The sequence below is a fragment of the Thermococcus sp. 9N3 genome, from assembly GCF_012027685.1.
GTDB classification, from domain to species: domain Archaea; phylum Methanobacteriota_B; class Thermococci; order Thermococcales; family Thermococcaceae; genus Thermococcus; species Thermococcus nautili.
Map to the genome: position 1 here is coordinate 275,436 of NZ_SNUV01000001.1, position 24,980 is coordinate 300,415.

At 56.1% G+C, this 24,980-nt stretch carries 39 protein-coding genes; 15 read left to right on the forward strand and 24 right to left on the reverse strand.

The features are described from left to right. Positions 1-205: 205 nt before the first annotated feature. Positions 206-556 carry a DUF134 domain-containing protein gene (locus E3E30_RS01460; protein WP_042690444.1) on the reverse strand — a complete coding sequence of 117 codons (351 nt, stop codon included), beginning with the start codon at positions 554-556 and terminating at the stop codon, positions 206-208. 73 nt (positions 557-629) lie between these two features. Between E3E30_RS01460 and E3E30_RS01465 the strand changes: the two genes are divergently transcribed. Beyond that, positions 630-1,085: a 6-carboxytetrahydropterin synthase gene (locus E3E30_RS01465; protein WP_167728203.1), complete on the forward strand. Its 456-nt coding sequence runs from the start codon at positions 630-632 to the stop codon at positions 1,083-1,085. Here the strand turns inward: E3E30_RS01465 and E3E30_RS01470 are convergent. Beyond that, entirely contained in the window at positions 1,082-1,606 is a 525-nt protein-coding gene (locus E3E30_RS01470) for a hypothetical protein (protein ID WP_167728204.1), read from the reverse strand. The two genes, E3E30_RS01465 and E3E30_RS01470, sit on opposite strands and share 4 nt — an antisense overlap. 54 nt (positions 1,607-1,660) lie before the next feature. Here E3E30_RS01470 and E3E30_RS01475 point away from each other — a divergent pair, with 54 nt between their 5' ends. Next, the gene (locus E3E30_RS01475; RefSeq protein WP_042690435.1) at positions 1,661-2,083 is read left to right on the forward strand and encodes a PPC domain-containing DNA-binding protein; all 423 of its coding nucleotides are present in this window, start codon (positions 1,661-1,663) and stop codon (positions 2,081-2,083) included. Here the strand turns inward: E3E30_RS01475 and E3E30_RS01480 are convergent. The 6 genes from E3E30_RS01480 to tsaA form a co-directional block, all read right to left on the reverse strand. Further along, the gene (locus E3E30_RS01480) at positions 2,055-2,633 is read right to left on the reverse strand and encodes a DUF998 domain-containing protein (RefSeq protein ID WP_167728858.1); all 579 of its coding nucleotides are present in this window, start codon (positions 2,631-2,633) and stop codon (positions 2,055-2,057) included. The genes E3E30_RS01475 and E3E30_RS01480 overlap by 29 nt on opposite strands. Positions 2,634-2,681: 48 nt before the next feature. Beyond that, a complete protein-coding gene (locus tag E3E30_RS01485; protein WP_240922495.1) occupies positions 2,682-2,996 on the reverse strand; it encodes an antibiotic biosynthesis monooxygenase in 315 nt (104 codons plus the stop codon). Positions 2,997-3,032: 36 nt separating this feature from the next. Continuing rightward, positions 3,033-3,503: a NifB/NifX family molybdenum-iron cluster-binding protein gene (locus E3E30_RS01490; protein WP_099211463.1), complete on the reverse strand. Its 471-nt coding sequence runs from the start codon at positions 3,501-3,503 to the stop codon at positions 3,033-3,035. A 55-nt stretch (positions 3,504-3,558) separates the two neighbouring features. Further along, the gene (locus tag E3E30_RS01495) at positions 3,559-3,789 is read right to left on the reverse strand and encodes a hypothetical protein (protein ID WP_167728205.1); all 231 of its coding nucleotides are present in this window, start codon (positions 3,787-3,789) and stop codon (positions 3,559-3,561) included. Positions 3,790-3,826: 37 nt separating this feature from the next. Beyond that, entirely contained in the window at positions 3,827-4,432 is a 606-nt protein-coding gene (locus E3E30_RS01500; protein WP_167728860.1) for a NifB/NifX family molybdenum-iron cluster-binding protein, read from the reverse strand. Between the two features lie 65 nt (positions 4,433-4,497). Beyond that, positions 4,498-4,980, reverse strand: a complete 483-nt coding sequence (tsaA, locus tag E3E30_RS01505) for a tRNA (N6-threonylcarbamoyladenosine(37)-N6)-methyltransferase TrmO (protein WP_042690421.1) — start codon at positions 4,978-4,980, stop codon at positions 4,498-4,500. Positions 4,981-5,105: 125 nt separating this feature from the next. On the opposite strand from tsaA, the gene gapN reads away from it, so the two are divergent. The 6 genes from gapN to E3E30_RS01535 all read left to right on the forward strand — a co-directional run bounded on the left by gapN (position 5,106) and on the right by E3E30_RS01535 (position 10,910). Beyond that, positions 5,106-6,632 carry an NADP-dependent glyceraldehyde-3-phosphate dehydrogenase gene (gene gapN / locus E3E30_RS01510; protein WP_167728206.1) on the forward strand — a complete coding sequence of 509 codons (1,527 nt, stop codon included), beginning with the start codon at positions 5,106-5,108 and terminating at the stop codon, positions 6,630-6,632. A gap of 143 nt (positions 6,633-6,775) precedes the next feature. Then, the gene (locus E3E30_RS01515) at positions 6,776-7,891 is read left to right on the forward strand and encodes an ABC transporter substrate-binding protein (protein ID WP_167728861.1); all 1,116 of its coding nucleotides are present in this window, start codon (positions 6,776-6,778) and stop codon (positions 7,889-7,891) included. Then, the gene (locus E3E30_RS01520) at positions 7,888-8,835 is read left to right on the forward strand and encodes an iron ABC transporter permease (protein WP_167728207.1); all 948 of its coding nucleotides are present in this window, start codon (positions 7,888-7,890) and stop codon (positions 8,833-8,835) included. Before E3E30_RS01515 ends, E3E30_RS01520 begins: the two co-directional genes overlap by 4 nt. Continuing rightward, the gene (locus tag E3E30_RS01525; RefSeq protein ID WP_167728208.1) at positions 8,822-9,685 is read left to right on the forward strand and encodes an ABC transporter ATP-binding protein; all 864 of its coding nucleotides are present in this window, start codon (positions 8,822-8,824) and stop codon (positions 9,683-9,685) included. Before E3E30_RS01520 ends, E3E30_RS01525 begins: the two co-directional genes overlap by 14 nt. After that, positions 9,652-10,392, forward strand: coding sequence for a DUF364 domain-containing protein (locus E3E30_RS01530; RefSeq protein ID WP_167728209.1), 741 nt, complete (start codon positions 9,652-9,654; stop codon positions 10,390-10,392). Before E3E30_RS01525 ends, E3E30_RS01530 begins: the two co-directional genes overlap by 34 nt. 95 nt (positions 10,393-10,487) lie before the next feature. Further along, the gene (locus E3E30_RS01535; protein WP_042690411.1) at positions 10,488-10,910 is read left to right on the forward strand and encodes a hypothetical protein; all 423 of its coding nucleotides are present in this window, start codon (positions 10,488-10,490) and stop codon (positions 10,908-10,910) included. A gap of 24 nt (positions 10,911-10,934) precedes the next feature. Here the strand turns inward: E3E30_RS01535 and E3E30_RS01540 are convergent, their stop codons facing one another. Genes E3E30_RS01540 through E3E30_RS01555 form a run of 4 tightly spaced genes read right to left on the reverse strand, consistent with a single transcriptional unit; the run spans position 10,935 to position 12,793 of the window. After that, entirely contained in the window at positions 10,935-11,465 is a 531-nt protein-coding gene (locus tag E3E30_RS01540) for a DUF2250 domain-containing protein (RefSeq protein ID WP_167728210.1), read from the reverse strand. Further along, positions 11,413-11,844: an isoprenylcysteine carboxylmethyltransferase family protein gene (locus tag E3E30_RS01545; RefSeq protein ID WP_167728211.1), complete on the reverse strand. Its 432-nt coding sequence runs from the start codon at positions 11,842-11,844 to the stop codon at positions 11,413-11,415. Before E3E30_RS01545 ends, E3E30_RS01540 begins: the two co-directional genes overlap by 53 nt. A 3-nt stretch (positions 11,845-11,847) precedes the next feature. Continuing rightward, entirely contained in the window at positions 11,848-12,255 is a 408-nt protein-coding gene (locus tag E3E30_RS01550; RefSeq protein WP_167728862.1) for a NifB/NifX family molybdenum-iron cluster-binding protein, read from the reverse strand. A gap of 55 nt (positions 12,256-12,310) precedes the next feature. After that, entirely contained in the window at positions 12,311-12,793 is a 483-nt protein-coding gene (locus E3E30_RS01555; protein WP_240922558.1) for a ferritin family protein, read from the reverse strand. A gap of 106 nt (positions 12,794-12,899) precedes the next feature. Between E3E30_RS01555 and E3E30_RS01560 the strand changes: the two genes are divergently transcribed. The 4 genes from E3E30_RS01560 to E3E30_RS01575 all read left to right on the forward strand — a co-directional run bounded on the left by E3E30_RS01560 (position 12,900) and on the right by E3E30_RS01575 (position 15,559). Then, positions 12,900-13,769, forward strand: coding sequence for an ATP-binding protein (locus tag E3E30_RS01560; RefSeq protein ID WP_167728212.1), 870 nt, complete (start codon positions 12,900-12,902; stop codon positions 13,767-13,769). Then, positions 13,769-14,659 (forward strand): ATP-binding protein, encoded by an 891-nt coding sequence (locus E3E30_RS01565; RefSeq protein WP_167728213.1) that lies wholly within the window; start codon positions 13,769-13,771, stop codon positions 14,657-14,659. The genes E3E30_RS01560 and E3E30_RS01565 overlap by 1 nt, the downstream gene beginning before the upstream one ends. Positions 14,660-14,721: 62 nt before the next feature. After that, positions 14,722-15,135: a prefoldin subunit alpha gene (pfdA, locus tag E3E30_RS01570; protein WP_167728864.1), complete on the forward strand. Its 414-nt coding sequence runs from the start codon at positions 14,722-14,724 to the stop codon at positions 15,133-15,135. 88 nt (positions 15,136-15,223) lie between these two features. Further along, a complete protein-coding gene (locus E3E30_RS01575; RefSeq protein ID WP_042690390.1) occupies positions 15,224-15,559 on the forward strand; it encodes a PRC-barrel domain-containing protein in 336 nt (111 codons plus the stop codon). On the opposite strand, the gene E3E30_RS01580 is transcribed toward E3E30_RS01575, so the two are convergent. Genes E3E30_RS01580 through acs form a run of 3 tightly spaced genes read right to left on the reverse strand, consistent with a single transcriptional unit; the run spans position 15,556 to position 18,341 of the window. Beyond that, complete coding sequence (locus E3E30_RS01580) at positions 15,556-16,254, reverse strand: metallophosphoesterase family protein (protein WP_167728214.1); 699 nt, start codon at positions 16,252-16,254, stop codon at positions 15,556-15,558. The genes E3E30_RS01575 and E3E30_RS01580 overlap by 4 nt on opposite strands. A 32-nt stretch (positions 16,255-16,286) precedes the next feature. After that, entirely contained in the window at positions 16,287-16,901 is a 615-nt protein-coding gene (locus E3E30_RS01585) for a hypothetical protein (RefSeq protein WP_346765887.1), read from the reverse strand. Positions 16,902-16,949: 48 nt separating this feature from the next. Continuing rightward, positions 16,950-18,341 carry an acetate--CoA ligase alpha subunit gene (gene acs, locus E3E30_RS01590; RefSeq protein ID WP_167728215.1) on the reverse strand — a complete coding sequence of 464 codons (1,392 nt, stop codon included), beginning with the start codon at positions 18,339-18,341 and terminating at the stop codon, positions 16,950-16,952. A 222-nt stretch (positions 18,342-18,563) separates the two neighbouring features. Between acs and E3E30_RS01595 the strand changes: the two genes are divergently transcribed. Beyond that, entirely contained in the window at positions 18,564-19,019 is a 456-nt protein-coding gene (locus E3E30_RS01595) for a phosphate-starvation-inducible PsiE family protein (protein ID WP_042690379.1), read from the forward strand. A gap of 91 nt (positions 19,020-19,110) precedes the next feature. Beyond that, positions 19,111-20,130, forward strand: a complete 1,020-nt coding sequence (gene fen, locus E3E30_RS01600) for a flap endonuclease-1 (RefSeq protein ID WP_167728866.1) — start codon at positions 19,111-19,113, stop codon at positions 20,128-20,130. Here fen and E3E30_RS01605 read toward each other — a convergent pair. The 7 genes from E3E30_RS01605 to E3E30_RS01635 all read right to left on the reverse strand — a co-directional run bounded on the left by E3E30_RS01605 (position 20,127) and on the right by E3E30_RS01635 (position 23,334). Further along, the gene (locus E3E30_RS01605; RefSeq protein ID WP_042690374.1) at positions 20,127-21,026 is read right to left on the reverse strand and encodes a transcription initiation factor IIB; all 900 of its coding nucleotides are present in this window, start codon (positions 21,024-21,026) and stop codon (positions 20,127-20,129) included. The genes fen and E3E30_RS01605 overlap by 4 nt on opposite strands. Before the next feature lie 22 nt (positions 21,027-21,048). After that, positions 21,049-21,342, reverse strand: a complete 294-nt coding sequence (locus E3E30_RS01610) for a hypothetical protein (RefSeq protein WP_042690371.1) — start codon at positions 21,340-21,342, stop codon at positions 21,049-21,051. Between the two features lie 14 nt (positions 21,343-21,356). Continuing rightward, positions 21,357-21,695: a DNA-binding protein gene (locus tag E3E30_RS01615; RefSeq protein ID WP_042690369.1), complete on the reverse strand. Its 339-nt coding sequence runs from the start codon at positions 21,693-21,695 to the stop codon at positions 21,357-21,359. 73 nt (positions 21,696-21,768) lie between these two features. After that, a complete protein-coding gene (locus E3E30_RS01620; RefSeq protein ID WP_014121790.1) occupies positions 21,769-22,221 on the reverse strand; it encodes a 30S ribosomal protein S19e in 453 nt (150 codons plus the stop codon). A 3-nt stretch (positions 22,222-22,224) separates the two neighbouring features. Then, positions 22,225-22,635 carry a YhbY family RNA-binding protein gene (locus E3E30_RS01625; RefSeq protein WP_099211331.1) on the reverse strand — a complete coding sequence of 137 codons (411 nt, stop codon included), beginning with the start codon at positions 22,633-22,635 and terminating at the stop codon, positions 22,225-22,227. A 58-nt stretch (positions 22,636-22,693) separates the two neighbouring features. Next, the gene (locus E3E30_RS01630; RefSeq protein ID WP_167728216.1) at positions 22,694-23,089 is read right to left on the reverse strand and encodes a PIN domain-containing protein; all 396 of its coding nucleotides are present in this window, start codon (positions 23,087-23,089) and stop codon (positions 22,694-22,696) included. Continuing rightward, positions 23,086-23,334, reverse strand: a complete 249-nt coding sequence (locus E3E30_RS01635; RefSeq protein WP_167728867.1) for an AbrB/MazE/SpoVT family DNA-binding domain-containing protein — start codon at positions 23,332-23,334, stop codon at positions 23,086-23,088. Before E3E30_RS01635 ends, E3E30_RS01630 begins: the two co-directional genes overlap by 4 nt. An 80-nt stretch (positions 23,335-23,414) precedes the next feature. On the opposite strand from E3E30_RS01635, the gene E3E30_RS01640 reads away from it, so the two are divergent. Beyond that, on the forward strand, positions 23,415-24,029 hold the full coding sequence (locus E3E30_RS01640) for a 7-cyano-7-deazaguanine synthase (RefSeq protein WP_167728869.1): 615 nt from the start codon (positions 23,415-23,417) through the stop codon (positions 24,027-24,029). On the opposite strand, the gene rpl18a is transcribed toward E3E30_RS01640, so the two are convergent. Then, positions 24,013-24,246, reverse strand: a complete 234-nt coding sequence (gene rpl18a, locus E3E30_RS01645) for a 50S ribosomal protein L18Ae (protein ID WP_167728868.1) — start codon at positions 24,244-24,246, stop codon at positions 24,013-24,015. The two genes, E3E30_RS01640 and rpl18a, sit on opposite strands and share 17 nt — an antisense overlap. Positions 24,247-24,291: 45 nt before the next feature. Continuing rightward, a complete protein-coding gene (locus E3E30_RS01650; protein ID WP_167728217.1) occupies positions 24,292-24,978 on the reverse strand; it encodes a translation initiation factor IF-6 in 687 nt (228 codons plus the stop codon). Positions 24,979-24,980: the final 2 nt, after the last annotated feature.

Sequence of the window (24,980 nt, forward strand, 5' to 3'; positions counted from 1 at the left end):
CTTATATTTAATAACTGTTTTGTTATGTTGTACTAATCAAAATAAAACAAAACATAATATTGAAACTATCAAAAGTAAAAACCCTCTGAAAATTTTTAAGGCACCCGGCAATTAGGATGCCTAAAAACAAAGGAGACCTTAGAAAGGATTGTTTGGCAAGGGGACTGAGGAAAATGCCCAAGAAGGAGTTTAAAAAGACAGAACCTTAGATTTCCTCTTCAAATCTCCTGGGAACCTCGTTCCCTTGGGGCAAAATTATGAGCTCTCTTCCCTCAACGAGCATCTGGGCAACCTTCTTTCGGGCCGAATTGAGAGCCCTCCAGACGGTGCCGCGGGAGACGCCCATTCTCTTTCCCGCCTCCTCCTGAGTTAGCCCTTCGTAATCCACCAGCCTGAGGGCTTCAAACTCCTCGTAGGTCATAAAAATCGGCGGTTTCGGCTGGCTGACCGGGGGCAACGCAGGATAGAAGTGCCTAACCTGGGGAATGAACCCAATCATTCTCATCTTCCGCCTTCTTCCTCTACCGCGTCCCCATCCAGGTCCTCCCATCGGCATTCTTCGGCCTCCTCCCCTCAGGTTTGTCCAGTTAGAGTTATAACCTTAACGGGGAAGCCCAATCGGTGGGAGCATGTTCAGGCTCGTGGAGAGAAAAATTGGCTGGCACAAGGACTTTGACAGCTCGCATTTCCTCGCCTTGCCCTACGACAGCAAGTGTCTTAGAATTCACGGACACACCTACAACGTGGACGTGGAGATATGGGGCGAGCTGAACGAGAACGGCATGATTTTCGACTTCAACCACCTCGGCAACCTCATAAAAAGGCTCGACCACAGGATTCTCGTCAGCGAGAATTGGGTCCTCGATAGGAGAGATGGCAGAGTCGTGGTCAAGAAGAACGGCAAGAAGCTCGAACTGCCCGAGGACGAGGTTGTAATCCTGGACAAGCCCAACGTTACCGCCGAATACATAGCCGAGTGGTTCGCGGAGAGAATAGCGGAAAAGGCCGGGGAGAACGTGAAGCGAATCCTCGTTAAGGTCTGGGAAGACCCGAGGAGCTACGCGCAGGTAGTTCTCGAGCGTTAGCTTTCTTCAATCTTTTTCCTCAGCTCCATGGCCCGCTCAAGAAGCTCGTCGTAGTACTCGTTGTTGAACTTTTCGGAAGCTTCCCTTGCGAGGTCTTCGATTAGCTTCGCATACGCTAAAGCGGTCTCCTTGTCTTCATGCTCCGCTATCATGGGCACCATGCTCACGAGGTAGCCTATAAAGGAGCCAAGAACCCTGTTCCAGTCTTCCTCGAAGCCGTTCTCGTTGAGCCAGCCTTTGAGCGTCAGGAACACCTTCACCGCGGGTTTAACAACGGCGTACTCGTTGAAACGGCGGTAGCGTATGAGCAGGTACTGGAGGAGTGAGAGGAGCACCTGACCAACGACTTCCTTACTGACTGCCCTTTCCGCAAACCGCTGAAAGGCGGGAAGACCTTTTTCCCCACTTTCGAGGAAAGCGGTAAGTAGGTTTGGATATGGTGGCGCGTACTGGCTGAAGTCAACATCGTTCAGCTCCTCAAGCTCTGGTAGGATTGCGAGCAGTGCCTCCTTGGTCTTCATCGAACCACCCAAAGCGTTAAAGAGTGGCAGTCTTATTAGCTTTGAGGTGGAAGCATGGAGTTCAAGCCGGGGCGAATTTTCTTGCTCAGGGTTCCCGAGGGGGAGGACCTGCTCTATTTTGTAAACAGGTTCGCGGAGGAGAAGGGAATAAAGACGGCGATTGTTAAGGGCATAGGTTCGCTCAGGAACCCGGTCGTGGGCTACTACTCGGAGGAAACTCGCGGCTATAAGCGGATTGAGCTCGTGGGAACCTTCGAGCTGCTGACCCTGCTCGGCAACGTCAGCATCAAGGATGGACGGCCCTTTGCGCACCTCCACGTCACTCTGGGCAACGCCAGCGGCGACGTTTTCGGGGGACATTTGATGAGGGGAGAGGTCTTCGTCGCGGAGCTGTATGTGCAGGAACTCCTGGGGGAGCCGCTGGTGAGAAAAGAGAGGGGGAACAACCTCAGCCTCTGGGACGAGGAGCCCCTCTGAACTTTTTCCACATTACTGTGTAGTGCCACGCAATCACTCCAAAGACGCCAACGAACTCTGCCGGTGCTATCCCTGGGAAGCTGTTCTTCGCCCAGAGGGCCAGCGCCCAGCCGACTGTGAAGAGGGCTATGCTGAAGACCGCAAGCTCCTTTTCTCCAGAGAGGCCCAGTCCAATACCCGTGACAAGGAAACCGAGGCTCGCGAAGATGAAGAAGCCCCAGCTGACGTAGTAGTGGGGGCTCGTTCCCTCCGGGAAGAGGCCGATTAATGCGAGGAAGGCCAGTCCAGCGATGAAAACTCCAATCCCGAGCTTTTCGGTGGTGTTGCTGACTTCCTCGACGAGGCCAACCGCGTAGTAAATCGCCATAATGGCCGAGACTACGAGGGAAACGTTTAGAACCCAGTTATGGGGCAGGCCGAGCTTTCCAAGGTCGCTTATCGCGTTGTCGGTGAGCCGCCACCACGAGCGGTTTATGAGAATCGCCGTCCCTATGCCCGTGAGGGCCACTATCGGTGCGAGAACCCCGGCGAGGAGCTGACTCTTTCTCATCGCCACCACATCAGAATAGGGCGAAAGAATAGAAAAGGGTTGCGCCGATTATTTCTCGTAGAAAACCCGATAGTGCTGGACGTATTTCTCCTTTTCAAGGAGAAACTCATCGTCCTCGGGATAATACTTTGCCAGCTCGGGGTTTTCGCCGGCGAAGCGCTTTATGGCCTCCATCGAGTCCCAGACCGTTATGAGGAGAAAGTGGGCAACGTCCTCCTCGTCCCTCCTTGTGAAGTAGAGCTTCAAAAGGCCCTCAACGGAGCCGTAGTCCGGAACCGCCCTCCCGATGAGGAACTTTTCATACTCATCGGCCTTCTCAATCGGAACCTTCCCGTGCCAGAGCCTGACAATCGCCATAGGCATCACAGAATATGTGGAAAACAGAAGATATAAAAGGGTTCAGTACCAGCCGCCCCTTCCGCGGCCCATACCGCGACCTCTTCCCATTCCTCCACCGCGACCCATGCCTCTGCCCATGCCACGGCCCATTCCCATGCCACCGCCGGGACCCATTCCTGCACCTCCCTGAATTCCGGGCTGGAGTTCACCGCGGAGGAGCGCCTCAACGGCTTCCCTGACGGTCATGGTCGGGGGAGCTGAGTACATTCTTATGCCTGCCGCCTGAAGGACGCCGTAGGAGTTTGGCCCGAACTGGCCCGCTATTACTGCATCAGCTCCCTGGTCAATGGCGAACTGCGCCGCGGTAACGCCCGCTCCCCTCGGCTGGGAGTAGCCGGGGTTCGGGACGACCTGGACGTTCACTATCTCTCCGTTCTCGACGTCGACAATCGTGAAAGTTGGAGTTCTTCCAAAGGCCTGGTTAACGCGGTCGTCAAGTCCGCCGTTTATAGTGGACACAATAATCCTCATTCACACCACCTCCGGTTGATTTAGGTAACCCGAACTTAAAAAATTTTGCATAGGCTCAAAAAGGCCCGCAGAACCGGAAACGGTTTCCCCTCAGGAACGAGCGGAGGAGCAACAACACGACGAGTCCGAGGGCGTACGGGAGGGCGACTATGAAGAGCTTGAACAGGAAGTAGAGTATCCCTAACAGGATTAGCAGGTCGAGGATTCCGTAGAAGTCCCCAAACGGGTAAAAGGTTCTGCCGTAGTAACCTCTCCTTCCGTAGCCCCTACCCATTCCTCGCGGCATCTTTAAACCTCCGGTCAATTAAAAGAAAGAAGAGAACTCACCACCAACCGTAGAGCCAGCGGAGGGTTCTCCTGCTTGGCTGGCCGGTCCAGGGGCAGTAGCCGAGCCTTGCACCCCAGCCTCTTCCTCCTCTGCCCCATCCACGGCCCCATCCGCGTCCTCTTCCCCAGCCGCGACCCCAGCCTCTTCCCCAACCGTAGCCGAAGCCGTAGGCTGGGTAAGCCGGATAGACCGGTGCGGCTGGGGCCACTGGAGTTGTCGGAGCGGCAGGATACGGTCCGTAGGCCGGCGCCGGGGCGGCGGTGCTCGGGGCGCTTCCGCTGGTAACGGCTTTGATGGCCTCCTCGACTGGGGTTCCCGGAGCGACCTGGTAGAGCCTTATGCCCGCGGCCTGGATGGCTCCAAGGGCGTTCGGGCCGACCTGCGGGGCGACTATTGCCTCAACGCCCTCGTTGATGAGTGTCTGAACTGCCAGCGGTCCGGCACCTCCAGCGGCGTTCATGGCGGGGTTCTGGATGACCTTCTCGTTCACGACGTTTCCGTTCTCGTCAACGTCAACTATGAGGAACGCGGGCGCTCTCGCGAAGACGGGAGCAACCGTGTCGTTTCTCCCACCGCCGTTGGTTGGGATTGCTATCCTCATGCCCATCACCTCCTTCCTTCTGTTATTTTGTGCATATGCACAGACTTATAAACTTTTCGGCGACCCTAACGCGTGAAGCGCCCGTCGTCCCTCGCCTCTGGAAGTTTGTGGACGTTTTTCTCAAGCCATCCGATTCTTTCAACCCGGTGAACATCGAATTCCGGCACGTAGGGCTTTATATCAAGCAGGGGAGTCCCGTCGAGGACGTCAATATTCCCCACAGTGAGCCGCCTTCCCCGAACTTCGAGCAAACGCACAACGGAGAGCCCTATCGGGTTCGGTCTGCCTGGTGCCCTCGTCGCGAAGACGCCGTGCCCCTCGTCGTCCATGTACGGCCTGACGATTAGCTCCCCGGGCCTCGCGAGGTGAAAGTGGTAAATCAGGATTACGTGCGAGAAGCCCTCGATGTCCTTCAGCCCGTCCGCGTACTCCGGGAACACCTCCACGGTTCCGCGAATCCCCTTCGCGGCCGAAGGTTGAATCGGAACTCCATTAGGCTCTCGGAAGGGGCTGTGAATGACCCCAATCGGCCGGTAGCAGATTTCCATGGTACCACCGCTCTCCCTTGGGGCCCCGGCTTAAGCCCGTTTGGGTAAACAATAATGCTTATCAAAAACAGAAATGTTTGCGAAAAACGTTTAAACTCAAGCTCGGTATCACTTTGGGTGATATCATGGTTGGCCCCTTCAGACCGAAGTCCGAGCTCTTCAGGGGAGTGTGGCGCGAGGGCGAGGACGGGGTTCCAGAGTTCGCCACCTACGTGGATGGGGAGTGGCTGTTCACCGGCAGAACCGCGGAAGTCAGGAGCCCAATTGACGGGAGCGTCATAGCTCGCGTGAGCCTCGCCGACGGCGACCTCGCGAGGAAAGCCGTCTCCACGGCATACGAGAGGGGCAGGTTTGTCATCAGGGAGACTCCCGGGGACAGGCGCGTCAAAGCCTTCCTCAAGGCGGCGTGCCTCATAAGGGACGCGTTTGAGGACTTCGTCACGGCGCTCGTTCTTGACGCCGGGAAGCCCCTCTCCAACGCGAGGGGTGAGGTCAGGGCGACGGTTGAGAGGCTTGAGAAGACAACGATGGAGTTCAGGAAGCTCGTCGGCGACTACATACCCGGCGACTGGAGTGAGGAAACGCTGGAGAGCGAGGGCATAGTCAAGAGGGAGCCCTATGGGGTGGTTTTAGCGATAAGCCCCTACAACTATCCGCTCTTCATCTCGGCCGCGAAGGTGATACCCGCGCTCCTCGCCGGAAACGCGGTCCTGCTCAAGCCTGCCTCCCTTGACCCGCTCGCGCCACTGCTCTTCACGAGGGTTCTCCAGCTCGCCGGGGTCCCTCCCGAGGCGTACCAGCTCCTCACAATCCCCGGGAGGCTCATGGACTCCGTCGTCGCGGACAAGCGCATAAGGGCGGTCACGTTCACCGGCAGCACCGATGTCGGGGAGCACATCCTCGCGGTCGGGGGGATAAAGGCCTATCACATGGAGCTCGGAGGCAAGGACCCGGCCATAGTGCTCGACGACGCACCGCTTGAAGAGACCGTTGAGAAGCTCGTAAAGGGCATGGTGAGCTACTCCGGCCAGAGGTGCGACGCGATAAGGCTGATTATAGCGGAGAGCGGCATCTACTCCGACCTCAGGGCAAAACTCGTCGAGGAGCTGTCAAAGATAGAGCCCAAGAACCCGCTCGAGGACGAGAACGCCGTGATGGGCCCGCTGATTGACGAGAAGAGCGCCGAAGCGATTGAAGAAGTCTACAGAGATGCTGTGGACAAGGGCGCCGTCCTGCTGACGAAGTTCAGGCGCGAGGGAACCTACGTCTGGCCGGTCCTCCTTGAAGTGGACAGGGAAACGCTCCCGAAGCTCAGGGCATTTCAGGAGGACGTCTTTGGCCCGCTGACGCTCCTCGTTAAGGTCAGGAGCGACGAGGAAGCAATAGGCGTTGCCAACTCCTCTCGCTTTGGGCTCGACGCGGCGGTCTTCAGCGGGAGCGACGAGCGCGCGAGAAAGGTCGCAAGGAAGCTTGAGGTTGGCGCGGTGTTCATCAACGAGTTCCCGAGGCACGGCATAGGCTACTACCCCTTCGGCGGCATGAAGGACAGCGGAATCGGCAGGGAGGGCATAGGCTACTCCCTCGAGACCCTCACGACGACGAAGACCATCGTCAAGAACTACAGGGGTAAGGGCATCTGGAGCTACATGTGAATCGTGCAAACATTATTAACTACATCCATGGGGCGGAAAGGAACCTTCCCATCGATTTTGGGTAAACGTTTCTATTTACTTAAACTTTTTTGTTTACGCAAATCGTTAAAAAGTCGCTGGCCATTTCTGGGTAGGTGGTTAAAATGAGGAGGGTCCTTTCGGTTATCCTAGCTATGGTTTTGGTACTGAGCGTTCTGTCAGTGGGATGCATAAGCTCGAAGAGCCCGGGTGTACCCTCGGGTACAGCATCTCAACCAGAGTCCAGCTCCATTGCACAGTCCAGCTCAAAGAACGACTACGTTATCGTGACCGACTGGAGGAACAAGACCGTGAAGGTTGGGGTTCCTGTGGAACGAATTGTTTCGCTCTACGGGCTGGCCACTCAAATGGTTTACTTCCTGAGCGTTGAAGATGGAAAGAAAATAGTTGGGAGCACCCCTCTAGCGATAAACGACGCATTCATAGCCCTTCTTGACCCGGATGTAAAGAAAAGGATGAAGTTCACTGGAAGTCCTAAAAACGCCAACATAGAGACGGTCAAGAGTCTTAACCCGGACGTTGTTTTAACGGCCTACTGGGGAGATGAGAGAGTAAACAGGGCTATTGAGGAACTCGGCATTCCAGTTGTGGTTCTCAACCTGGAAGGGGTTGATGACTACATTCACAGTCTAGAGATTATTGGCAGAATCCTTGGAAAAGAAGAAAAAGCCCGAGAAGCGGCTGAATACTACACAAACGCTGTTTCTTTCATCACAAACAGAACCTCTGGGACAAATCGACCAAGGGTTCTCCTCCTTGAATACAGCACGAAGGACAAGGTCTTCAAGGCCCCCGGCAGGGAGTTCTTCCAGAACTGGATGATTGAAACCGCCGGTGGGGAGAGCGTCTCCAAGAACCTCCCTGGGGGATGGAACACGGTCAACGTCGAGCAGGTGGCCGAATGGAACCCAGATGTCATAATCCTCGTCAGCTACTCCCTCAAAAAGCCCGCCACTGAACTCAAGAAGGAGCTCATGGGTGACCCTGCATGGGCACAGATAAAGGCGGTAAAGGAGGGCAGAATCTACGCGATGCCAAACGACGGAGAGAGCTGGGATTATCCGGCGCCGAAGTGGGTTTTGGGCCTTTACTGGACCGCCAAGATTCTCCATCCGGAGCTTTTTGAGGATATTGACGTCAAGTCAATCGCCTATGAGTTCTACGAGCGCTGGTATGGCCTGGACCCAAAGAAAGTCAGAATAGTCGGTGATATGCCGTGAGGGGGAGAGGAGTTCTTCTGCTGGCCCTTTTTGTTTTTCTCACATCCCCCTTTGTGGGCAGGATGCACTTTTCTCCCTTCGGAATGGGTGAGCTCGAAAAAGCGGTTCTCCTCAACGTCCGCCTTCCCCGAGTGGTTGCCTCCGCACTCGTCGGAGCCTCGCTCTCACTCGCTGGCCTGACCTTTCAGAACGTCTTCCGCAACCCGCTCGCGGGCCCAAACCTGCTTGGTGTTACCAGCGGTGCCGCCTTCGGGGCCGTCCTGGCTATACTCCTTGGCTTTGGAGGGCTTTTAATTCAGTTCTCGGCGTTCCTCTTTGGTGTATTGGCGGTGTTCATAGTCTGGCGGCTCTCAAAGCTCATAGGTGACGGCCTTCTGAGCCTTGTACTCGCGGGGATAGCGGTGTCGGCCTTTTTCTCTTCCCTCGTGGGCTTCGCCAAGTACCTGGCTGACCCCTACGACAAACTGCAGGAGATAGTCTACTGGCTCCTCGGGAGCTTTGCCGGTCTGCGCTGGGAGAACCTCTGGCCAATGCTCCCTCCCCTTGCGGTTTCGATAGTTGGAATAGTGCTCCTGCGCTGGTTGCTCAACGTCCTCAGCCTGAGCGAAGAGGAAGCGAAGGCCCTCGGCCTCAACGTCTCACTCTATCGGAGGTTTCTCGTTCTCCTTGCGGCTCTCGGTGTATCGGCCTCGACGGCAATGGCCGGAATGATAGGGTGGGTTGGCCTCGTCAGTCCCCACATAGCGAGGCTCCTCGTGGGGCACGACAACAGGACCCTCGCCCCGGTTTCTGCGCTGGTTGGGGCCTCGATGCTCGCCTTCTGCGACGACATAGCGAGGAGCCTTGCGACGTTTGAGCTCCCACTTGGAGTCGTTACCTCCCTAATCGGCGCTCCAGTTCTCGTGGCGATACTCGCGAGGAGGCGGTGGCATGTTAAGGGTTAAAAACCTCTGGTTTTCCTACAACGGCCGGAGAGTCCTGAGAGGGGTCTCTTTTGACTTCAACGAGGGAGTTGGCTGCCTCCTTGGACCAAACGGTGCCGGTAAAAGTACTCTGATGAAGTGCATCGCCGGAATCCTGAAAGGAGAGGGTAAGGTCACCCTTGACGGCAGGGACGTCCTTAAAATGCCGGAGAGGGAGCGTGCGAAGTTAATCTCGTACTCCCCCCAGGAATTCTCTGTGAGTTTTCCCTACACTGTCTTTGAGGTCGTTCTGATGGGCAGAAACCCCTACGTAAATCCGCTGAGGGGGCCGGGGGAGGAAGACGAAGAACTCGCTTGGAAGTCCCTTGAAGTTCTCGGCCTGGCTGAACTTGCTGAGAGACCATTTACCGAGCTCAGCGGGGGCCAAAAGCGGCTAGTTATGCTGGCCCGTTCCATCGCCCAGGGTGGCCGGCTTCTCCTCTTCGATGAACCGACTTCCTTCCTCGACTTCAGAAACCAGCACGTTGTCCTTTCGGCAATACGGGAGCTGGGGAGGGGGAGGTTGATACTGGTTTCCCTCCACGACCCGAACCAGGCGATGGCTTTCTGTGACTCCGTGTTCCTCCTGAGGAGCGGTTCAATATTTGTTTCTGGGAGACCCCAAAAAGTTCTAACCCCAGAAAACCTTTCACGTCTCTACAAGATGCCGGTTGAGGTCATCGAGGTTGCCGGGCGGAGGGTCATCGTCCCCGGGGCAAATAAAAGCGTTTTACTGCAAACGATGTTATTAACGGAAAGCGTTATTAAACTCGACGCGAAAAGTCTGGAGGTGGTTGAATGCTGCTCGGGAGAATCAAGCGCGAAGCTTTGAAGCTCACGAAGGGTCTCAGGCTGGTGGATTTTGGTTTTGCACTGCCCTACACGTGGGTTCTGGTTCAAGGGCCGGAAGGAAGGGCCCTGGGAGTTGCGATGACCCTTCCCGAGGAGGTTCAGCGCTACCGAAACTCAGTAACAGAACCATCGCTTGAAGCGTTCATAGAACGGGCCGACAGCATAAACTCCATTGAGAGAACCCTCGCCCTGGCGGCCATCAACGCTGTTTCACAGTACCACATAGACTTGGCCGATGCAGAGTGGGTTGATGTACTGGACTTGATTCCCGAAAACGCGGGAAAAGTTGCCTTGATAGGCAACATGCCCCCTCTCGTAAGGGAACTGCGGGCCAGGGGCTATGAGATATACGTCTTTGAGAGGAACGCTCGCCTCTGGGACAAGGATACCTTCAGCGATGCCCTCGAATACCACCTGCTTCCCGAGATGGACGCGGTGATAGCGAGTGCGAGCTGTCTCGTAAACGGAACCATTGACATGCTCCTTGAAAGGTCTAAGAGAGCAAAGCTCTTCGTTCTGACCGGACCAACCGGACAGCTCTTGCCGGAGTTTCTAAAGGGTACGGGCGTTACTCATCTTGCCGCGATGAAGGTTACCGACCTTGAAAAAGCCCTCCTCGGTCTCAAACTCGGCTCTTTCAAGGGTTTTGAGGAGGGAAACAAGAAGTACGTGGTTGAAGTGCCGTAGTACTTTGGAACCTCGTCTTCGCTGTCCAATATTTGACTGAACCCGGCCCGTTAGATTTATATTTCTGAATGAATGTGCACATTTTGGGTGAGACCATGAGAAAGGTGGCCCTTGCAATACTCGGAGTGCTTCTCCTCGGAATGGCAGTGCCACAGGCCGGTGCAGTTTCATTGACGACGACGAGCGGGGTTTCCCCAACGACAATAATGATGCTGACGTATTTCTACTACCGGAACTACAACGCCCTGCTCCCTGAGTTCAACGCCACATACCAGAAGGCAGTTGAGCTTGGAGTGGACAATACCACCCTTTCCAGGGCGATGGAGCTTTACACCAACGCAACGACTTTCATGGAGAAGGCAACTGAGGTTTCTGCTGGGGGCAACATCCTCGCGAGCCTTGGAAGCTACCGCGTCATGATACTCGTCAGGAACGCTTACTTCACCCTCAGGGACGCCTACGAAGTCCTCACAACGGCGATTCAGAACGCCACCGTTGCGAACGTTACCCGCTCCTGATTTTAGTCTATTTTTGTTGCCTCTTTACTGGAGAAATTCCCACAGCCTCCTGAAGAACTCTGTTTTTCTGCCCTTTTCCGTTACGAAGCGGTGAACTCTAAGCTCCTCGATGGTGTCGTCGCTTATTGGGACTTTCCTGCCCGCCTCCCTCACGTCCCTGCTTTCTGCAAGGGCGTTAACGACCTTCCAGCCGTCTGGAACGAGGCTGTTGAAGTACCGCTTAAGCCACCACTCGTCAATCGAGCGGACGAAGAGCTCGCCCTCGCGGGAGAGGCGGTAGTAGGTGTGGTGCTTGTGAACCTCGAAGGCCTTCTTGAAGCGCGCCCTGCTTCTCTTTATCGCGCTCCCCGAGTCGCGCTCAATCAACCCGAGCTCGAGGAGGTCGTTTATCGCATCTTCGATGAGTTCAAGGGGTAAACCGCTCACCTTCGCCATCATCTTGGCGTAGTCAACTCCCGCTTTCTTCAGATGGGCTAAGACGTAGAGGTGAACCGGCAGGAGCTCAAAGCCTCGGTAGGAACCGGGGCGTTCTTTCCGCGTATTCCCGCCACTCATCGTCGAACCGCTCCTCCAAAGCCTTCTCCTCATCGCCTATAAACTTCACCACGGCGAGCCAGTAAACCAGGGGTAAGCCGAGCATGAAGCCTCCTATGGTGAGGGAGAAGCCGGGGATTATCAGGAGGCCCCAGATTGAGTATATCGGGTGCCTGACGCGGGAGTAACAGCCTTCCGTCAGCAGTTCTCCTTCCCTGTAAGCTTTTGAAACCTGAAGGTAGCAGATGAGCCACAGTGCAACTCCGACGATAACGAGAACTGCCCCGACTTCCGGGAATCGCAAAGTCTGGAGTCCAAGGGCGGAGTTCAGGTAGAAGGCGAGGAGTGCGTAGGGAAAAGCGAAAAGCGCCACCTTCGGCTCTATGCCCCAGAAGCACATGGTTCACTCCTCTATTGGTGGCTTTTCGGCCTTCTTCGCCTGCACCTGCTCCCAGAGGTCGTCGAAGTTTTCCACAACGCGCTGGAGGGCGAGCTTCAAATCTCTCGTCCTCGTGAAGAAGGCGACCTTGTTGGTCTTGTCGCGAATCCTCAGGAAGTTCGGCCCCATTCTGAACGCGGCAAGAACGTCAACGTCGAGGAGCTGGCTTACGACGGCCTTGAACTTCCTCGGGTCGCCGTGGCCCTCGTCCTCTTCTTCGAAGTCCTTGGCCTTGTTTGGCCTCTTCTCGATGAGCCTTACGCTCCCGTCTTCGCAGACCTCGTAGATTGCGAAGAACTCGGAGTCGCCGTAGTGCGCGTCTATCAGGTGTTCATCGTCCTCCATTCCAAACGCGACCTTAAGGCACCTCATGAGCACCACCGCTGAAAGCTCGAAGGGCCCTTTAAAAAGATTTAGGGGAGCCTAATCACAGGTCGATGTCCTCGAACCACTGCTCGATTAAATCTTCTGGAATTTCTTCCTCCCCAACGTTCTCCTGCATGAACTCCCACATCTCGAGGTGCCTCCTCAGGATTTCGGCGTGCTCCCTGCTTATCTCGGCCAGCCAGCGAAAGAGCCTCCTTGCCTTTTCTGATTTGGCCTTCATGCTCAGCTCCGAGTAAAGCTTTGCCGTCGCTTCCTCCGCGTCGATAGCGTAGCAGTAGTAGTCCTCAACGGTCGCTTCGGGGTCTGAGAGTGCCCTCTCAAGGAACTCAAGGGCAACCTCGACTTCCTTCAGTCCCCTCGTGTCTGCAGGCAACTCAACGCCCTCGAGGAGCTTCGCGTTCCTCTCGGCGTGGCTCGCGAGCAGTTTGAGGTCGTCCCTGAAATCCCTCGGGACGAGCGGAAGTAAGGCTCTGTAGACTTCAGCCTTCTTTTTCTCTATCCTAACGACGCTCTCCATGCCCATCACCGAGTTTTAATAACCTTGAGTGAATAAAAATCTTTCGCGACTTTCGTGATTATGCACAAAGCTTAAAAGGAATTCGGCTTCCCTAATTTCCGGAGGTGAGAGCTTGCAGATAGCCGTGAGCGGTGGAAAGGGAGGAACCGGAAAGTCAACCGTCGCGATTAACCTCGCGGTCGAGCTTGCGAGGCGCTTCAAGCTGGTCTTAGCTGACTTGGACGTAGAGGCGCCGAACGACCACCTGCTCCTCGGCGTTGAGCTGGCCAACGAGGAGCCGGTGAACCAGTTCATGCCGAAGTTCGACTACTCAAAGTGCACCAAGTGCAGGAAGTGTGCAGAAGTCTGCGAGGAGCACGCGATAATAACCCTGAAGGACGGGACGCCCTTCCTCATGCCGAACCTCTGTTCGGGCTGTCGGGCCTGTGAGATAGTCTGTCCCGTTCCAGGGGCGATTCTGGAAGCCTTTCGCGTCATCGGCCACACCTACGTGACGGAAACGCCCTACGGCTTCACCCTCGTCACCGGGAAGCTTAGGGAAGGGGAAGAGCGCTCGATGCCCCTCGTCGTTGAGGCCAAGAAGAGGGCCAGAAACCTCGACTACGAGCTCCTGATGGTTGACACGGCGGCGGGAACCGGCAACACAGTCTCGAAGGCCATAGAGGGGTCGAAGCTCCTCATCGCGGTAACCGAGCCGACCCCACTCGGAATCCACGACACCGAGCTCATTCTCCAGCTCGGGAAGCTGATGGGCCTCAAGACCTGGGTCGTGGTCAACCGCTCGGACCTCGGCGACGTCGGGAAGGTCAGGGAGATAGCGGAGAAGTACGGCGCTGAGGTCGTCGCTGAAATCCCCTACAGCGAAAACATCGTGAGGAGCTACGTAAGCGGAAGGCCTATCGTCCTTGAGGACGTTCCCGAGGCGAAAATCTTCCGCGAGCTGGCCGAGAAGGTTGCCGGCTTCCTTGGAGGTGGTGAGTGATGCAGGTAGCGATTGCGAGCGGTAAGGGTGGCGTCGGGAAGAGCACGATAACGGCCTCGCTCCTCTACTTCCTGAAGGATAGGTATAAGCTCATCGCTGTCGATGCCGATGCGGAGGCGCCGAACCTCGGCCTTCTCCTCGGCGTTGAGGAGTGGGAGGAAGAGAGGGAGCACATAGGCGCGAAGGTGGCTAAGATAAACACCGAGACCTGCGTCCGCTGTGGAATCTGCTACGAGCGCTGTCCCTACGAGAGCATCTACATCGACGAGGACGGCAACTACATCGTCAACGAGCTCACCTGCGAGGGCTGCAACGTCTGCGGTTTAGTTTGCCCAGTTCCGGGCACTATAACCCTTGAGCAGGCCCGCTCCGGCGTCATCAGGAAGGCGACCACCAAGTACGGATTCCCGATAATCTCGGCCCAGCTCGACGTCGGCAGGCCCGAGAGCGGTAAGCTCGTCACCGAGGAAAAGGAGTGGGCGAAGAAGCTGATGGACGAGCTCAACCTGGAGCACATGATTGTTGATAGCGCGGCCGGAATCGGCTGTCAGGTGATAGCGAGCATAGGTGGGGCCGATTTGACGATACTGATTGCCGAGCCTACTCCTGCTTCGCTCAGCGACGTTCAGAGGGCTTACAAGGTCGTTCAGCACTTCAGACAGCCGGCTTACCTGATAATCAACAAGGCCGACCTGAACCCGGGCTTTACCGCCTTGAAGGAGTGGGCCGAGGCCGAGGGGATTCCCGTTATCGGCGAGGTCCCCTACGACAGGGCCATCCCGAAGAGCATGGCGATGCTTAAACCCGTCGTTGAGGCCTTCCCCGACAGCCCGGCGAGTAAAGCGCTCAGGGAGATTGCCGAGAGAATCGCTGAGGAAATCCTTGGCTGATTTCCCCTTTCTTTTAACCCAAACCTTAAAAGCCTCCCTCCGTAGTTTCTCCGGTGGTAGCGATGGTTGAGAAGGAGATGGAGAAGCTCGCTTACGAGTATCAGCTCCTGCAGGCCCAGGCTCAGTTGCTGGCCCAGAACCTTGAGCTCCTCACCCTCGGAAGGGACGAGTTCAAGGCCGTTAAGGAGACGCTGGAGGAGCTCAAGAAGACCGAGGGAGAGGTTGAAATCCTCGTTCCGATTGGGGCCGGTTCCTTCCTCAAGGGCAAGATAACCGACAAGGAGAACGCGATTGTGAGCGTTGGAGCCGGCTACGCCGTCGAGAAGAACCTCGATAGCGCCATCGAGTACCTCGAGGAGCGCATAAAGGAGTACGACGAGGCAATCGCGAAGACCCAGGAAGCGCTCAAGAAGCTTGAGGCCCAGCTCGGGGAGCTGGCTAAGAGGGCGCAGGAGTTGCAGGCCAAGAAGGCTTGATTCCCTTCCCGTTTTTGGATTCCTTTGGAAAAAGGTTTTATACGTTAATCCCCAAGGGGTTACACGATTAATCCCAGAGGTGGCGGAGATGGTCAAGATAATGGCATCCAAGCTTAGGGATGTTGAGCTCATAACTGACACTGGAATAAGACTCGGGTGGGTCTACGACCTCAGTTTCGACGAGGAGACCGGTGAAATCCTTGTAATCGTCGCCGAGCCCGACGAGGACCTCGACACGAGCGAGTTCGTTACCGACCACGAAGGGCTTCTCCTCATCCCCGTGAGTGCAGTGAAGAGCATAGGCGAGGTCATAATAATAGACACCAACAAGCTCGCAGTCCGCTCCAAGCTCAAACGCCTTCCGAAGGCAACCTCCCCGAGACCGAGGGGAACACTCGAAGGCGGTCTGAAGAAAAAGGACTAAAGGCCCTCAAAGAGCCTGTCCGCTAAAAACCTTGGCAATCCTGCCTCTATTATCTTCCTCGCGCTCTCTTCGACGTCGTATTCGACCCGGTGGAAGGTCACTTCTCCCGTTTCCGTGTCCATCAGCGCGTAGCTCGCCCGCCAGTCCCCGTCCCTCGGCTGGCCGACGGAGCCCGGGTTTATTATCCGTCTCCCCTCAATCACCTTCAGCATCGGCACGTGTGTGTGGCCGAGAAGCAGGTCGTCCTGGCGGACATAGCTCAGCACGGCCCTGAACTCGCTCTCGGGAAGCCAGGGGAAGAGGTACTCGTCGAGGGGCGCCCTCGGCGAACCGTGGATGAGAAGGTAGCTTCTGCCCGTGTCGTCCGTGAAGAGCTGCCTTACTGGAAGTCGCCTGAGGAACTCGAGGTTTTCAACTGTCATGACGCGCTGGTGCCACCTCACGGCCTGTCTCGCGTATGGGTTAAAGCTCCAGTCCGCGCCGAAGGCTATGGCGTTGTCGTGGTTTCCTCTGACGCAGAGAAAGGTTCTCCTCTCCATTTGCTTCCGCACAAACTCAACGACCTCGTTCGGGGAAGCGCCGTAGCCAACGAGGTCGCCCATGCAGAGGAAGGCGTCTGCATCCTTAACCTCGTCCCACACGGCTTCGAGAGCTTCGAGGTTCGAATGAATATCGCTTATGAGTGCTATGAGCATGCCCGCCACCGTGGAAAAATTGGGGTGGGAACTTAAAGCTTCATCCCCAGCCAGAACAGGCCAAAGCCAAGAACCATGAGCCCGACGCCGAGGGGAAGCTGGTACTCCGGGGAGCCACTGGCGCGGCAGGCCTCAACAATCTCCCGGTAATGCTCCGTGCAGTTCTTGAACTCAAAGTAGCTCGCAGGGTCGTCGTAAACGGCCATGGTCCTTATCCTCGTCCCGTTCTCTACGAGTATTCCCCGGATGTGCCCCCTGTAGAGAGTGTCCCCCACGTGGAGGGTGCCGTCGATGTAGGTCGCCTCAAGCTCCCTGAAGTCCCTCCCCGGAAAAATCGTTAGCGTCCCGCTGACGTTGAACCCCACCATGCCTGAAACTTTCAGGTAGAACTCCCGCAGGGGGACGAAGTAATCGCTCAGGAAGACGAAATAGCCCCCGTTGGCATCGTAGGTGACGTTTGGAGGTGTGGCATTTGGAGGCCACACGAAAACATTCCCTGAGTTAGCCTTTAGCTCAATGGCGGGAAACGTGAAAGGACAGGCAATTCCCGAGCAGTTCGGCCGGTCGTAGGTCGCGGCAAGGACGAAACCGATTGTGAAGAGAACGATTCCAAAAAGTTTCAGCCAGCGCTTCATCACGACCCTCACTGAATTACGCGTTGGAAGTATAAAAAGATTTTGGGGAAGAAGCGAAATTCACTTCTGCTTGGCCTTCCACCTGCTCCAGCGGTAGAGCGCCGCGAGGGCCTTGATAGCGCGCTCGGGCTCCGGATAGGCTGGTATTCCCTCCTCGTTGAGCCTGTCAATTGCCTCCTTGGCCTCGATTCCGCCGACGATGGCAACGACGAGGGGCTTCTTCCTTCCGCTGGCGTTGTACTCGCGGATGACTATGTCTGCCAAATCCCTCGGGTCGAGAACGGCGGTCTGGCAGTAGAGAACCGCTATGCTGTGCATCTCCGGGTGTGCGAGGGCGTCTCTAATGGCTCCCTCGTAGCTCTCGGCACCTGCCATCCCGGTCAGGTCAACTGGGTTCTTGTAGGAACCGAAGGGCGGCATGTGGTTGGCGAAGACCTTGAGCTCCTCAAGGTTGTCGTAGAGGTGAAGACCGGCTTCTTCAGCGGCGTCGGTGGCCATGACTCCTATTCCACCGCCGTTGGTTATGATAACGAGGTTCTCTCCCTCGGGCTCGGGGAGGTTGCTGAGGGTTCTCGCGTAGTCGAAGGCCTCACCGATGGTGTAGGCCCTTATGACGCCTGCCTGCTTGAATGCGGCATCGTAAACCTTGTCGCTTCCCGCGAGTGAGCCGGTGTGGGAAGCTGCCGCCTTGGCACCGCGCTCGCTCCTTCCGGCCTTAATGATGACTATCGGCTTGACCTTGCTGACCTCCTTCGCGGTCTCCATGAACTTCCTTCCGTCCTTGACGCCCTCCATGTAGATGAGTATGGCCTTGGTGTTCTCGTCCTCCTTGAAGAACTCGAGCAGGTCGGCGTCGTCTATGTCGCTCTTGTTTCCAACGCTGACGACCGCTGAGAGGCCGACCTTCTCAAGAATCGTCCAGCCCATTAGGGCTATTCCAAGCGCTCCGCTCTGGCTGATGAGCGCGAGCGGGCCCGGAAGGACGTCGGTCGGACCAAAGGTCGCGTTGAGCTTATCTGGAGTGTAAACGACACCGAAGATGTTCGGACCGAGGATTCTCATGCCGTACTTTCTGGCGGTCTCAACGAGCTGCTGCTCAATCTTCTTACCCTCCTCTCCGAGCTCGCCGAAACCGGAACTTATAATCGGGAGAACCTTGACGCCCTTCTTTCCGCAGTCCTCGACGACCTGCGGGACGAACTTGGCGGGAACGACTATAACGGCCATGTCGACCTCGTCGGGAACCTCAAGAATGCTCTTGTAGGACTTGAAAACGCGGTTGCCAATCTTAATCTCAACGCCCTTGATGTTGACGGGGTATATTTTGCCCTCGTAGCCGTACTCCACGAGGTTCTTCATAATCGCGTACCCTATCTTGCCCGGCTTCTCGGAGGCGCCTATCACGGCGATGCTCTTCGGCCTGAAAAGGGCTTCGATGTTCGGGTCAACCATTTTTATCACCTCGGATGACATTCACGCTTTTACGTCTGTAAAAGGCAGTTAAAACCTTTCCCTTCTCTTTTTGCCGATATCGGACTCGACGGACGTTAAAACACCTGAAGTTCCCAACTGATGTTTCAAAATTCTCAGCGAGGATTTCTTAGGCTTTCAAAGAACCCTTAGGTTTGCCGAAAAGTTTTTAGCGAATGGGCCCAGGATTGGTTGGGTGTGTAAATGGGAAGGAAGCACCATGACGTTGGCATCATTGAGAACCTCCTCCTGAAGTGGCTCAGCGTGCTCTTTGACATAGTTGTCATAGGTCTTGCAACCGTAACTATGGGCTACGTTGTGTACCTGATGTTCCAGCTAGTCACGGAAACTTTTCACGCCTTCAACATCGAGGAGGTACTGCACCAGATAGTTCTCGTTGTAATCTTCCTTGAAATCTTTGAACTGCTCACCATGTACGTCAAGGAGCACCACGTCAGCATGAGGAACGTCGTTGAGCTCGGCGTTCTGGCGATGGTGCGAAAGATTATAATCACCCTTGACTACAACCAGCTCGGCTGGCAGACGCTCCTCGGCATGGCGGCGCTGATTTTCGTGATGGGCTGGATTTACGTGCAGGAGAGGCAGAGGAGGACGAAGCACGAGGAGTTCCTCATCGAGAAGGGTCTCTACCGCCGATGAGGAGCCTTCCCCTCCCTGAGATGTGATGATAACCCGGTAGGCCGAGGCAAACCCTAAATACTCCTTTCCCAACTTTTCTTGGGTGGTGAAGGTGGGAGTCCAAATCGGCGAGCTTATTCCAAGGAATGAAATCGAGCTGGAGAGGCTTTACGGGAAGAAGGTGGCCATAGATGCATTCAACGCCATGTATCAGTTCCTCTCGACCATAAGACAGCGCGACGGGACGCCCCTAATGGATTCGAAGGGCAGGATAACCTCTCACCTGAGCGGGTTCTTCTACAGGACGATTAACCTGATGGAGGCCGGCATAAAACCTGCCTACGTTTTCGACGGCGAGCCACCCGCCTTCAAGAAAAGGGAGCTTGAGAAGAGGCGTGAGGCCAGGGAGGAGGCCGAGGAGAAGTGGCACGAGGCCCTCGAGAGGGGGGACATAGAGGAGGCCAAGAAGTACGCGATGAGGGCGACGAGGCTCAACCAGACCCTCATAGAGGATGCTAAGAAGCTCCTTGAGCTAATGGGTGTTCCGGTGGTTCAGGCTCCGAGCGAGGGAGAGGCTCAAGCCGCCTACATGGCCTCCAAGAAGGACGTCTACGCCTCCGCGAGCCAGGACTACGACAGCCTTCTCTTCGGGGCGCCGAGGCTCGTGAGGAACCTCACGATAACGGGAAGGAGGAAGCTCCCCGGCAAGAACGTCTACGTTGAGGTTAAGCCGGAGCTGATAATTCTCGAAGAGGTTCTCAACGAGCTCGGCATAGACAGGGAGAAGCTCATCGAGCTGGCAATTCTCGTTGGAACGGACTACAACCCGGGCGGAATCAAGGGAATCGGGCCCAAGAAGGCCCTGACGATAGTCAAGCGCTCGAAGGACCCCCTGAAGAAGTACCAGAAAGAGAGCGACGTTGATTTGTACGCGATAAAGGAGTTCTTCCTGAATCCCCCTGTCACGGACGACTATATGCTCAAGTGGCGCGAGCCTGACGAGGAAGGAATCCTCAGGTTCCTCTGCGATGAGCACGACTTCAGCGAGGAGCGCGTTAAGAACGGCCTTGAGAGGCTGAAGAAAGCAGTGAAGGCGGGAAAACAGAGAACGCTCGAGAGCTGGTTCCGCTAAAGCGGTATCTTGAGGTTCAGCTTGTCAACGAGCTCCTTGTAGCGGTTCCGAACGGTGACCTCGGTGACGCGCGCGACTTCGGCAACTTCCCTCTGCGTCCTTTTCTCCCCTTCAAGCAGTCCCGCTATGTAGAGCGCCGCCGCAACCAGGCCGGCCGGGCTCTTTCCGCTCGTGAGGCCCTTCTCGTAGGCCTCCTCAAGTATCTGGATTGCCCTTCTCCGTACCTTCTCGCTCAGCCCGAGCTCGTCGGCGAACTTGTTCACGTAATCGGTCGGTTTGACGAAGAGCTTCTTTGGAGTTAAGTTGAGGTGCCTCGCTATGAAGCGGAAGCTCCTTCCAATTTCCTTCTTGTCAACGCGCGAGATGTCCGCTATCTCGTCGAGCGTTCTGGGAACCTTCAAAAGTCGGCAGGCCGCATAAACGCAGGCCGCTATGACGGCCTCTATCGAGCGACCCCTTATGAGGCCCTTTCTCACTGCCTCCCTGTAGAGCCTTGCCGCCTCTTCTTCCACGTGCCTCGGGAGCTTGAGCTGGCTCGCTATCCTGTCAAGCTCGCTGAGCGCGAACGCCAGATTCCTCTCAGCGGCATCGCTGACCCTCAAACGGCTCTGCCACTTCCTGAGGCGGTACATCTTCTCCCTCATCAGGCCGGTGAGGGAGCGGTCTATTCCTATGTCGGTCGAGAGACCTTTATCGTGGAGGAGTATGCTCTCCGGCGCTCCAACGCGCGCCCTCTTCTCCCTCTGGCTGGGGTCAAAGGCTCTCCACTCCGGCCCCTCATCGACCACGTTCTCCTCGATGACGTAACCGCAAACCTTACAGACTATTTCACCCCTGCTGGGGTCGTAGATGAACTCGGTAGAGCCACAGACGGGACACACTCTCTTCCCGCTCACTCAAACACCCCCGGCCGGCGGGCTATTTTGCAAGCCCCTTATAAACCTTAACTTTCGGAAAGACGAACTTCAACAGCCAGAGCAGGTCTTCCTTCTGGAAGGTTATCCTCTCCAAAACCCGGACGTCCCAGTCGTCCTCGACTATGTTGGCGTAAATCCAGAGGAAAACGGGGTTCTCCTCGCTACCCACGTGCCGGTTCTTGTAGAGGACGTCCGCCGTGCCGTCCTCGTTCTTCCTCACGGAGACGACCTTCCAGGTGTCGAGACTGACCTCTCCCTTTTCGTCGAGAATCTTCACTATCTCCCGCGCGTCCATTAATGCACCGTCCGCTACCACTTAATCCTGAACTCCCTTCTCGTCCTTTCGTCAATCTGGGCTAAAATCCTCTTCAGCTTGGCGTCGTCTATCGGTTCCCTTATCTGGCCGGCCTGGTAGAGCTGAACGAGGACGAGCTCAACCTGTCTCGCGAGTTCCGGTCTAACGAGCTTAACGCGACCTAGCCTCTCCCTCGCGTCCGGCGTCAGGATTTTCCTCATTATGGCATCGAGCTGGGCCTGGAGCTCCATCTCCTGCCTCATTGCCTCCTCCTGGGCCTTCTGCTGTTCAAGGTACCTCTTCTGAAGCTCCATGAGCTTGCGCTTCCTAATCTCCTCAATGTCCTCGGCCATGCCCCTCACCTCCGGTTCAGGCTCAGAAGCGGGAGTTAAAAAGGTATTGGGTGGGATGTGAGAAAAGGGGAGCTCAGTACTTCTTGAGCTCCGGAATCTGCTCCTCGAGCTCCTTCTTGAGCTCGGTGGCAATCTTGTCGAGGAAGCTCTGGCCCTTCGGGGTTATGACCCTTCCCTCTCCCGGAACCTTCTGGACGAAGCCGGCCGCCTCAAGCTGCTGGAGAGCCTTCCTGATTATGCTTCCCCCGGCCTTGTAGAAGTGCTCCGGGGCGTGTCCGCGGTTCTTCCTGCCCCCGTACCAGGTCCTGAGCCTCTCGATTCCGACGGGGCCGTCGATGTAGACCTTTCTGAGTATGCTGGCAACCCTGTAGTACCACCAGTCCTCCTGCTCGGGAAGCCTCTCCTTGTGCCTTCCGGTCTTAACGAAGGGCGCCCACTCGGGGGGCTTTATCTCCTCAACCTCTTTGAGTGCCTGCGCGACCCTCTCGACGAGCAGGTCACCGGGAACGTCATAGACAGTCGCCATCTTTCAATCCCTCCCCTTCCTAAACTTCTTCCTGAAGTTAGCGATGTCGAGCCTGACTTTACGGACGGGCTTCTCCCGCCTCTCAGCCGACGCCTTTCTTTCAAGGCGCCTTAAATACCTTTCCCAGCCTTCCCTCGGTTTGAACAATATAAACCTTTTGCCCCTGACGTCTATCAGCTCGCTGTCGGTGAGCTCGGCTACCTTCTCCGCTATGGCCTTCCTGTCCATTCCGGTCGAGATGAGCGCTCCCTTCCTAATCTCGACCTTAAGGACACCGTCCTTCTCAAGCTGAGTGTTTATCTCCTCAATCACGCTCTCGGCGAGACCCTTCTTACCAATCCACGCTCGCGGTTCGATGTCGTAGTATCTCGCGCGCAGAGCCCTCCTCACCTTACCGGGTAAGCGTTTCTCCATCTCTCTCACCTCTTAACCTCTCGCCCGAAAGGGCCTTAAAAAGGTTGGCCTTTTAAGGCTATTTGCCGAACCTCTTCATGACCTCCTCCGGCGTTAGAACCTCCGGAAGCCAGCTGAAGTGCTTCTTGTTGTAGGTAACCAGTGGAGCATTGAGCTTCAGAGCTAATGCGCCTATCATGTAGTCCCTCACGTTCTTTGAGAAGTCCCAGCGACCGAGGGCAGATTCCACCGCAAGCTCTGCACATTCCCAATCAAAGTCCATAACCTCAATTGCCAGCGAGTTGAAAACGGCCATTAACTTGCTCCTAGCTTCGGCGAGACCCTTTCGTCTGGCATATTTGTAGAGCAGTTCCATATAAACCACCGAACTCGTTACTGGCTCAAGGTCTGAGTGCCTCAACCATTCGAGAAAAGTCCAGTTGTTGAAGACGTTGGTATCGAGTACAACGTTCATTCCTCTCCCTCCAGCTCGCGCAGAGAGCGTTCTATACCCCTCGCCAGTCCCTGTCTAACTTCTTCAACTGTCTCGTCTATGTCGCTTGTTATCTCGCTAAGCTCCTTAAGGAGGTCGGTAAGCTTCATCAAGACGTAACGATTCCCCTCCCGAACGAAAACCACCTCGTCTCCGGCTTTTATTCCAAGCGCCTCCCTAACCTCCTTGGGTATCGTGACTTGGTATTTCTTCGTGACGATTGGCATTACCTTCACCAAAAGAGTATTACCCTCAACCCTTAATAACCCCTGCGGTCGCTAATAAGCCCCGGGAAAAGGTGATGAGGATGAAGGTTCACCACCTCTACTCCGGCGGGAAGGACTCAAGCTTGGCCGCGTGGATTCTAAGCCAGCTCGGCTACGAGGTCGAGCTCGTAACGGTCACCTTCGGCCTGCTCGACAACTGGAGGTACGCGAGGGAGACCGCTGAAAGGCTCGGCTTCAGGCACAGGGTTCTGGAGCTCCCTGTTGAAATCCTTGAAAAAGCCGGGGAGATGGCAATAAGCGACGGCCACCCGAACAACGCGATACAGTTCATCCACGAGAGGGCTCTGGAGGCTCTGGCTTCTCTTCCTGAGGTAGAAAGGGTGAGCGACGGAACGCGGAGGGACGACAGGGTTCCGCTCCTCGATTTGCCTAAGGCGAGGTCGCTGGAGGACCGCTTTGGGGTTGCCTACATTCGGCCCCTCCTCGGCCTTGGCTACAAGACGATACGCGAGCTGACAGAGAAGCTCTTCGTCGTCGAAATCCGGGAGAGCGAGGAGCTTGAGAAGGCGGACTACGAGGTTGAGCTGAGGCACCTCCTCAGGGAGAAAGGCATTGACCCGCTCGAAATCTTTCCGAAGAGACACTACCAGTCGAGGGTTCTGGGGTGGAAAAGAGAAATCAGAGCTCAAGGCTGAGCCTTCTGACGACCGGGTCTTCGGCCTCTTCCGGCTTTATCTCCTCGATGCTCTCAATCCATATCTTGGTCCTCGGAACGCGGTGCTTGCTCCCTATCTCGGAGTAAACGAGCTCCTCAACGTGCTCCGGCTTGAGAGCGCGGTACTCCTTGGTGAAGGGCTGCTTGAGCTTACCCCTCTGGAAGGTTCCCTTAACGCGGTAGACCTTGACCTCCATTTCCATCCCTCCTTCAGCGGGCCTTTGACGGTGAACTTTTAAGCTTTATCCGAGGAAGCCTAAAGCTTCTTCAATCTTCACTATCTCCGGACCCGTCGTCAGGTGTCCGACGACGACGCCGTGCGAGTTGGCTATCATGCACGAGCCGACGAAGGGAACGCCCATGTTGGCGGTTCCGACGTATATATCGACCTTGAAGAGGTCGCTCAGCCACTCAAGCTCCTCGTCGGTCGCCTCGGGGTGCACAAGACCGCCTTTGTTCGTGACGACGCCGACGCTTCCAACCGCTGTATAGTCGGCTATGACTCCCCTCTCAACCGGAACGCCAAGGATGTCCTCAATCTTCCTCGCTTCTTCCCTCGTGAAGTCCTTGCTAACTAAAGCGCCCTTGTCGTTCGCTAAAATCAGGTTTCCGAAGGCAGTGAGCCTGCTCTGGAAGGGGACGACCTCCATGTCAATCCCGTACTCCCTGAGCTGGGCGTTTATGAAGTCGAGCTCGGCGTCCCAGATGTACCAGGGGACTATCAGGGCGTTGGAGTTGCCGGCAACGAATATGCCGACGATGCGCGACTTCATGACGCTCGTCTCGATGAGCGGGACCTTCAAAACTTCCCTGAGGACCTCTAGCTTCTTCTCGCCGAGGCCCTCTCTAATCACCGCTACCCTGTCGGTGGCGAAGCCGTAAACGCCGAGGTATGGGGAGTTTTCAAAATCGAGCCTCTCGATGTGCATCT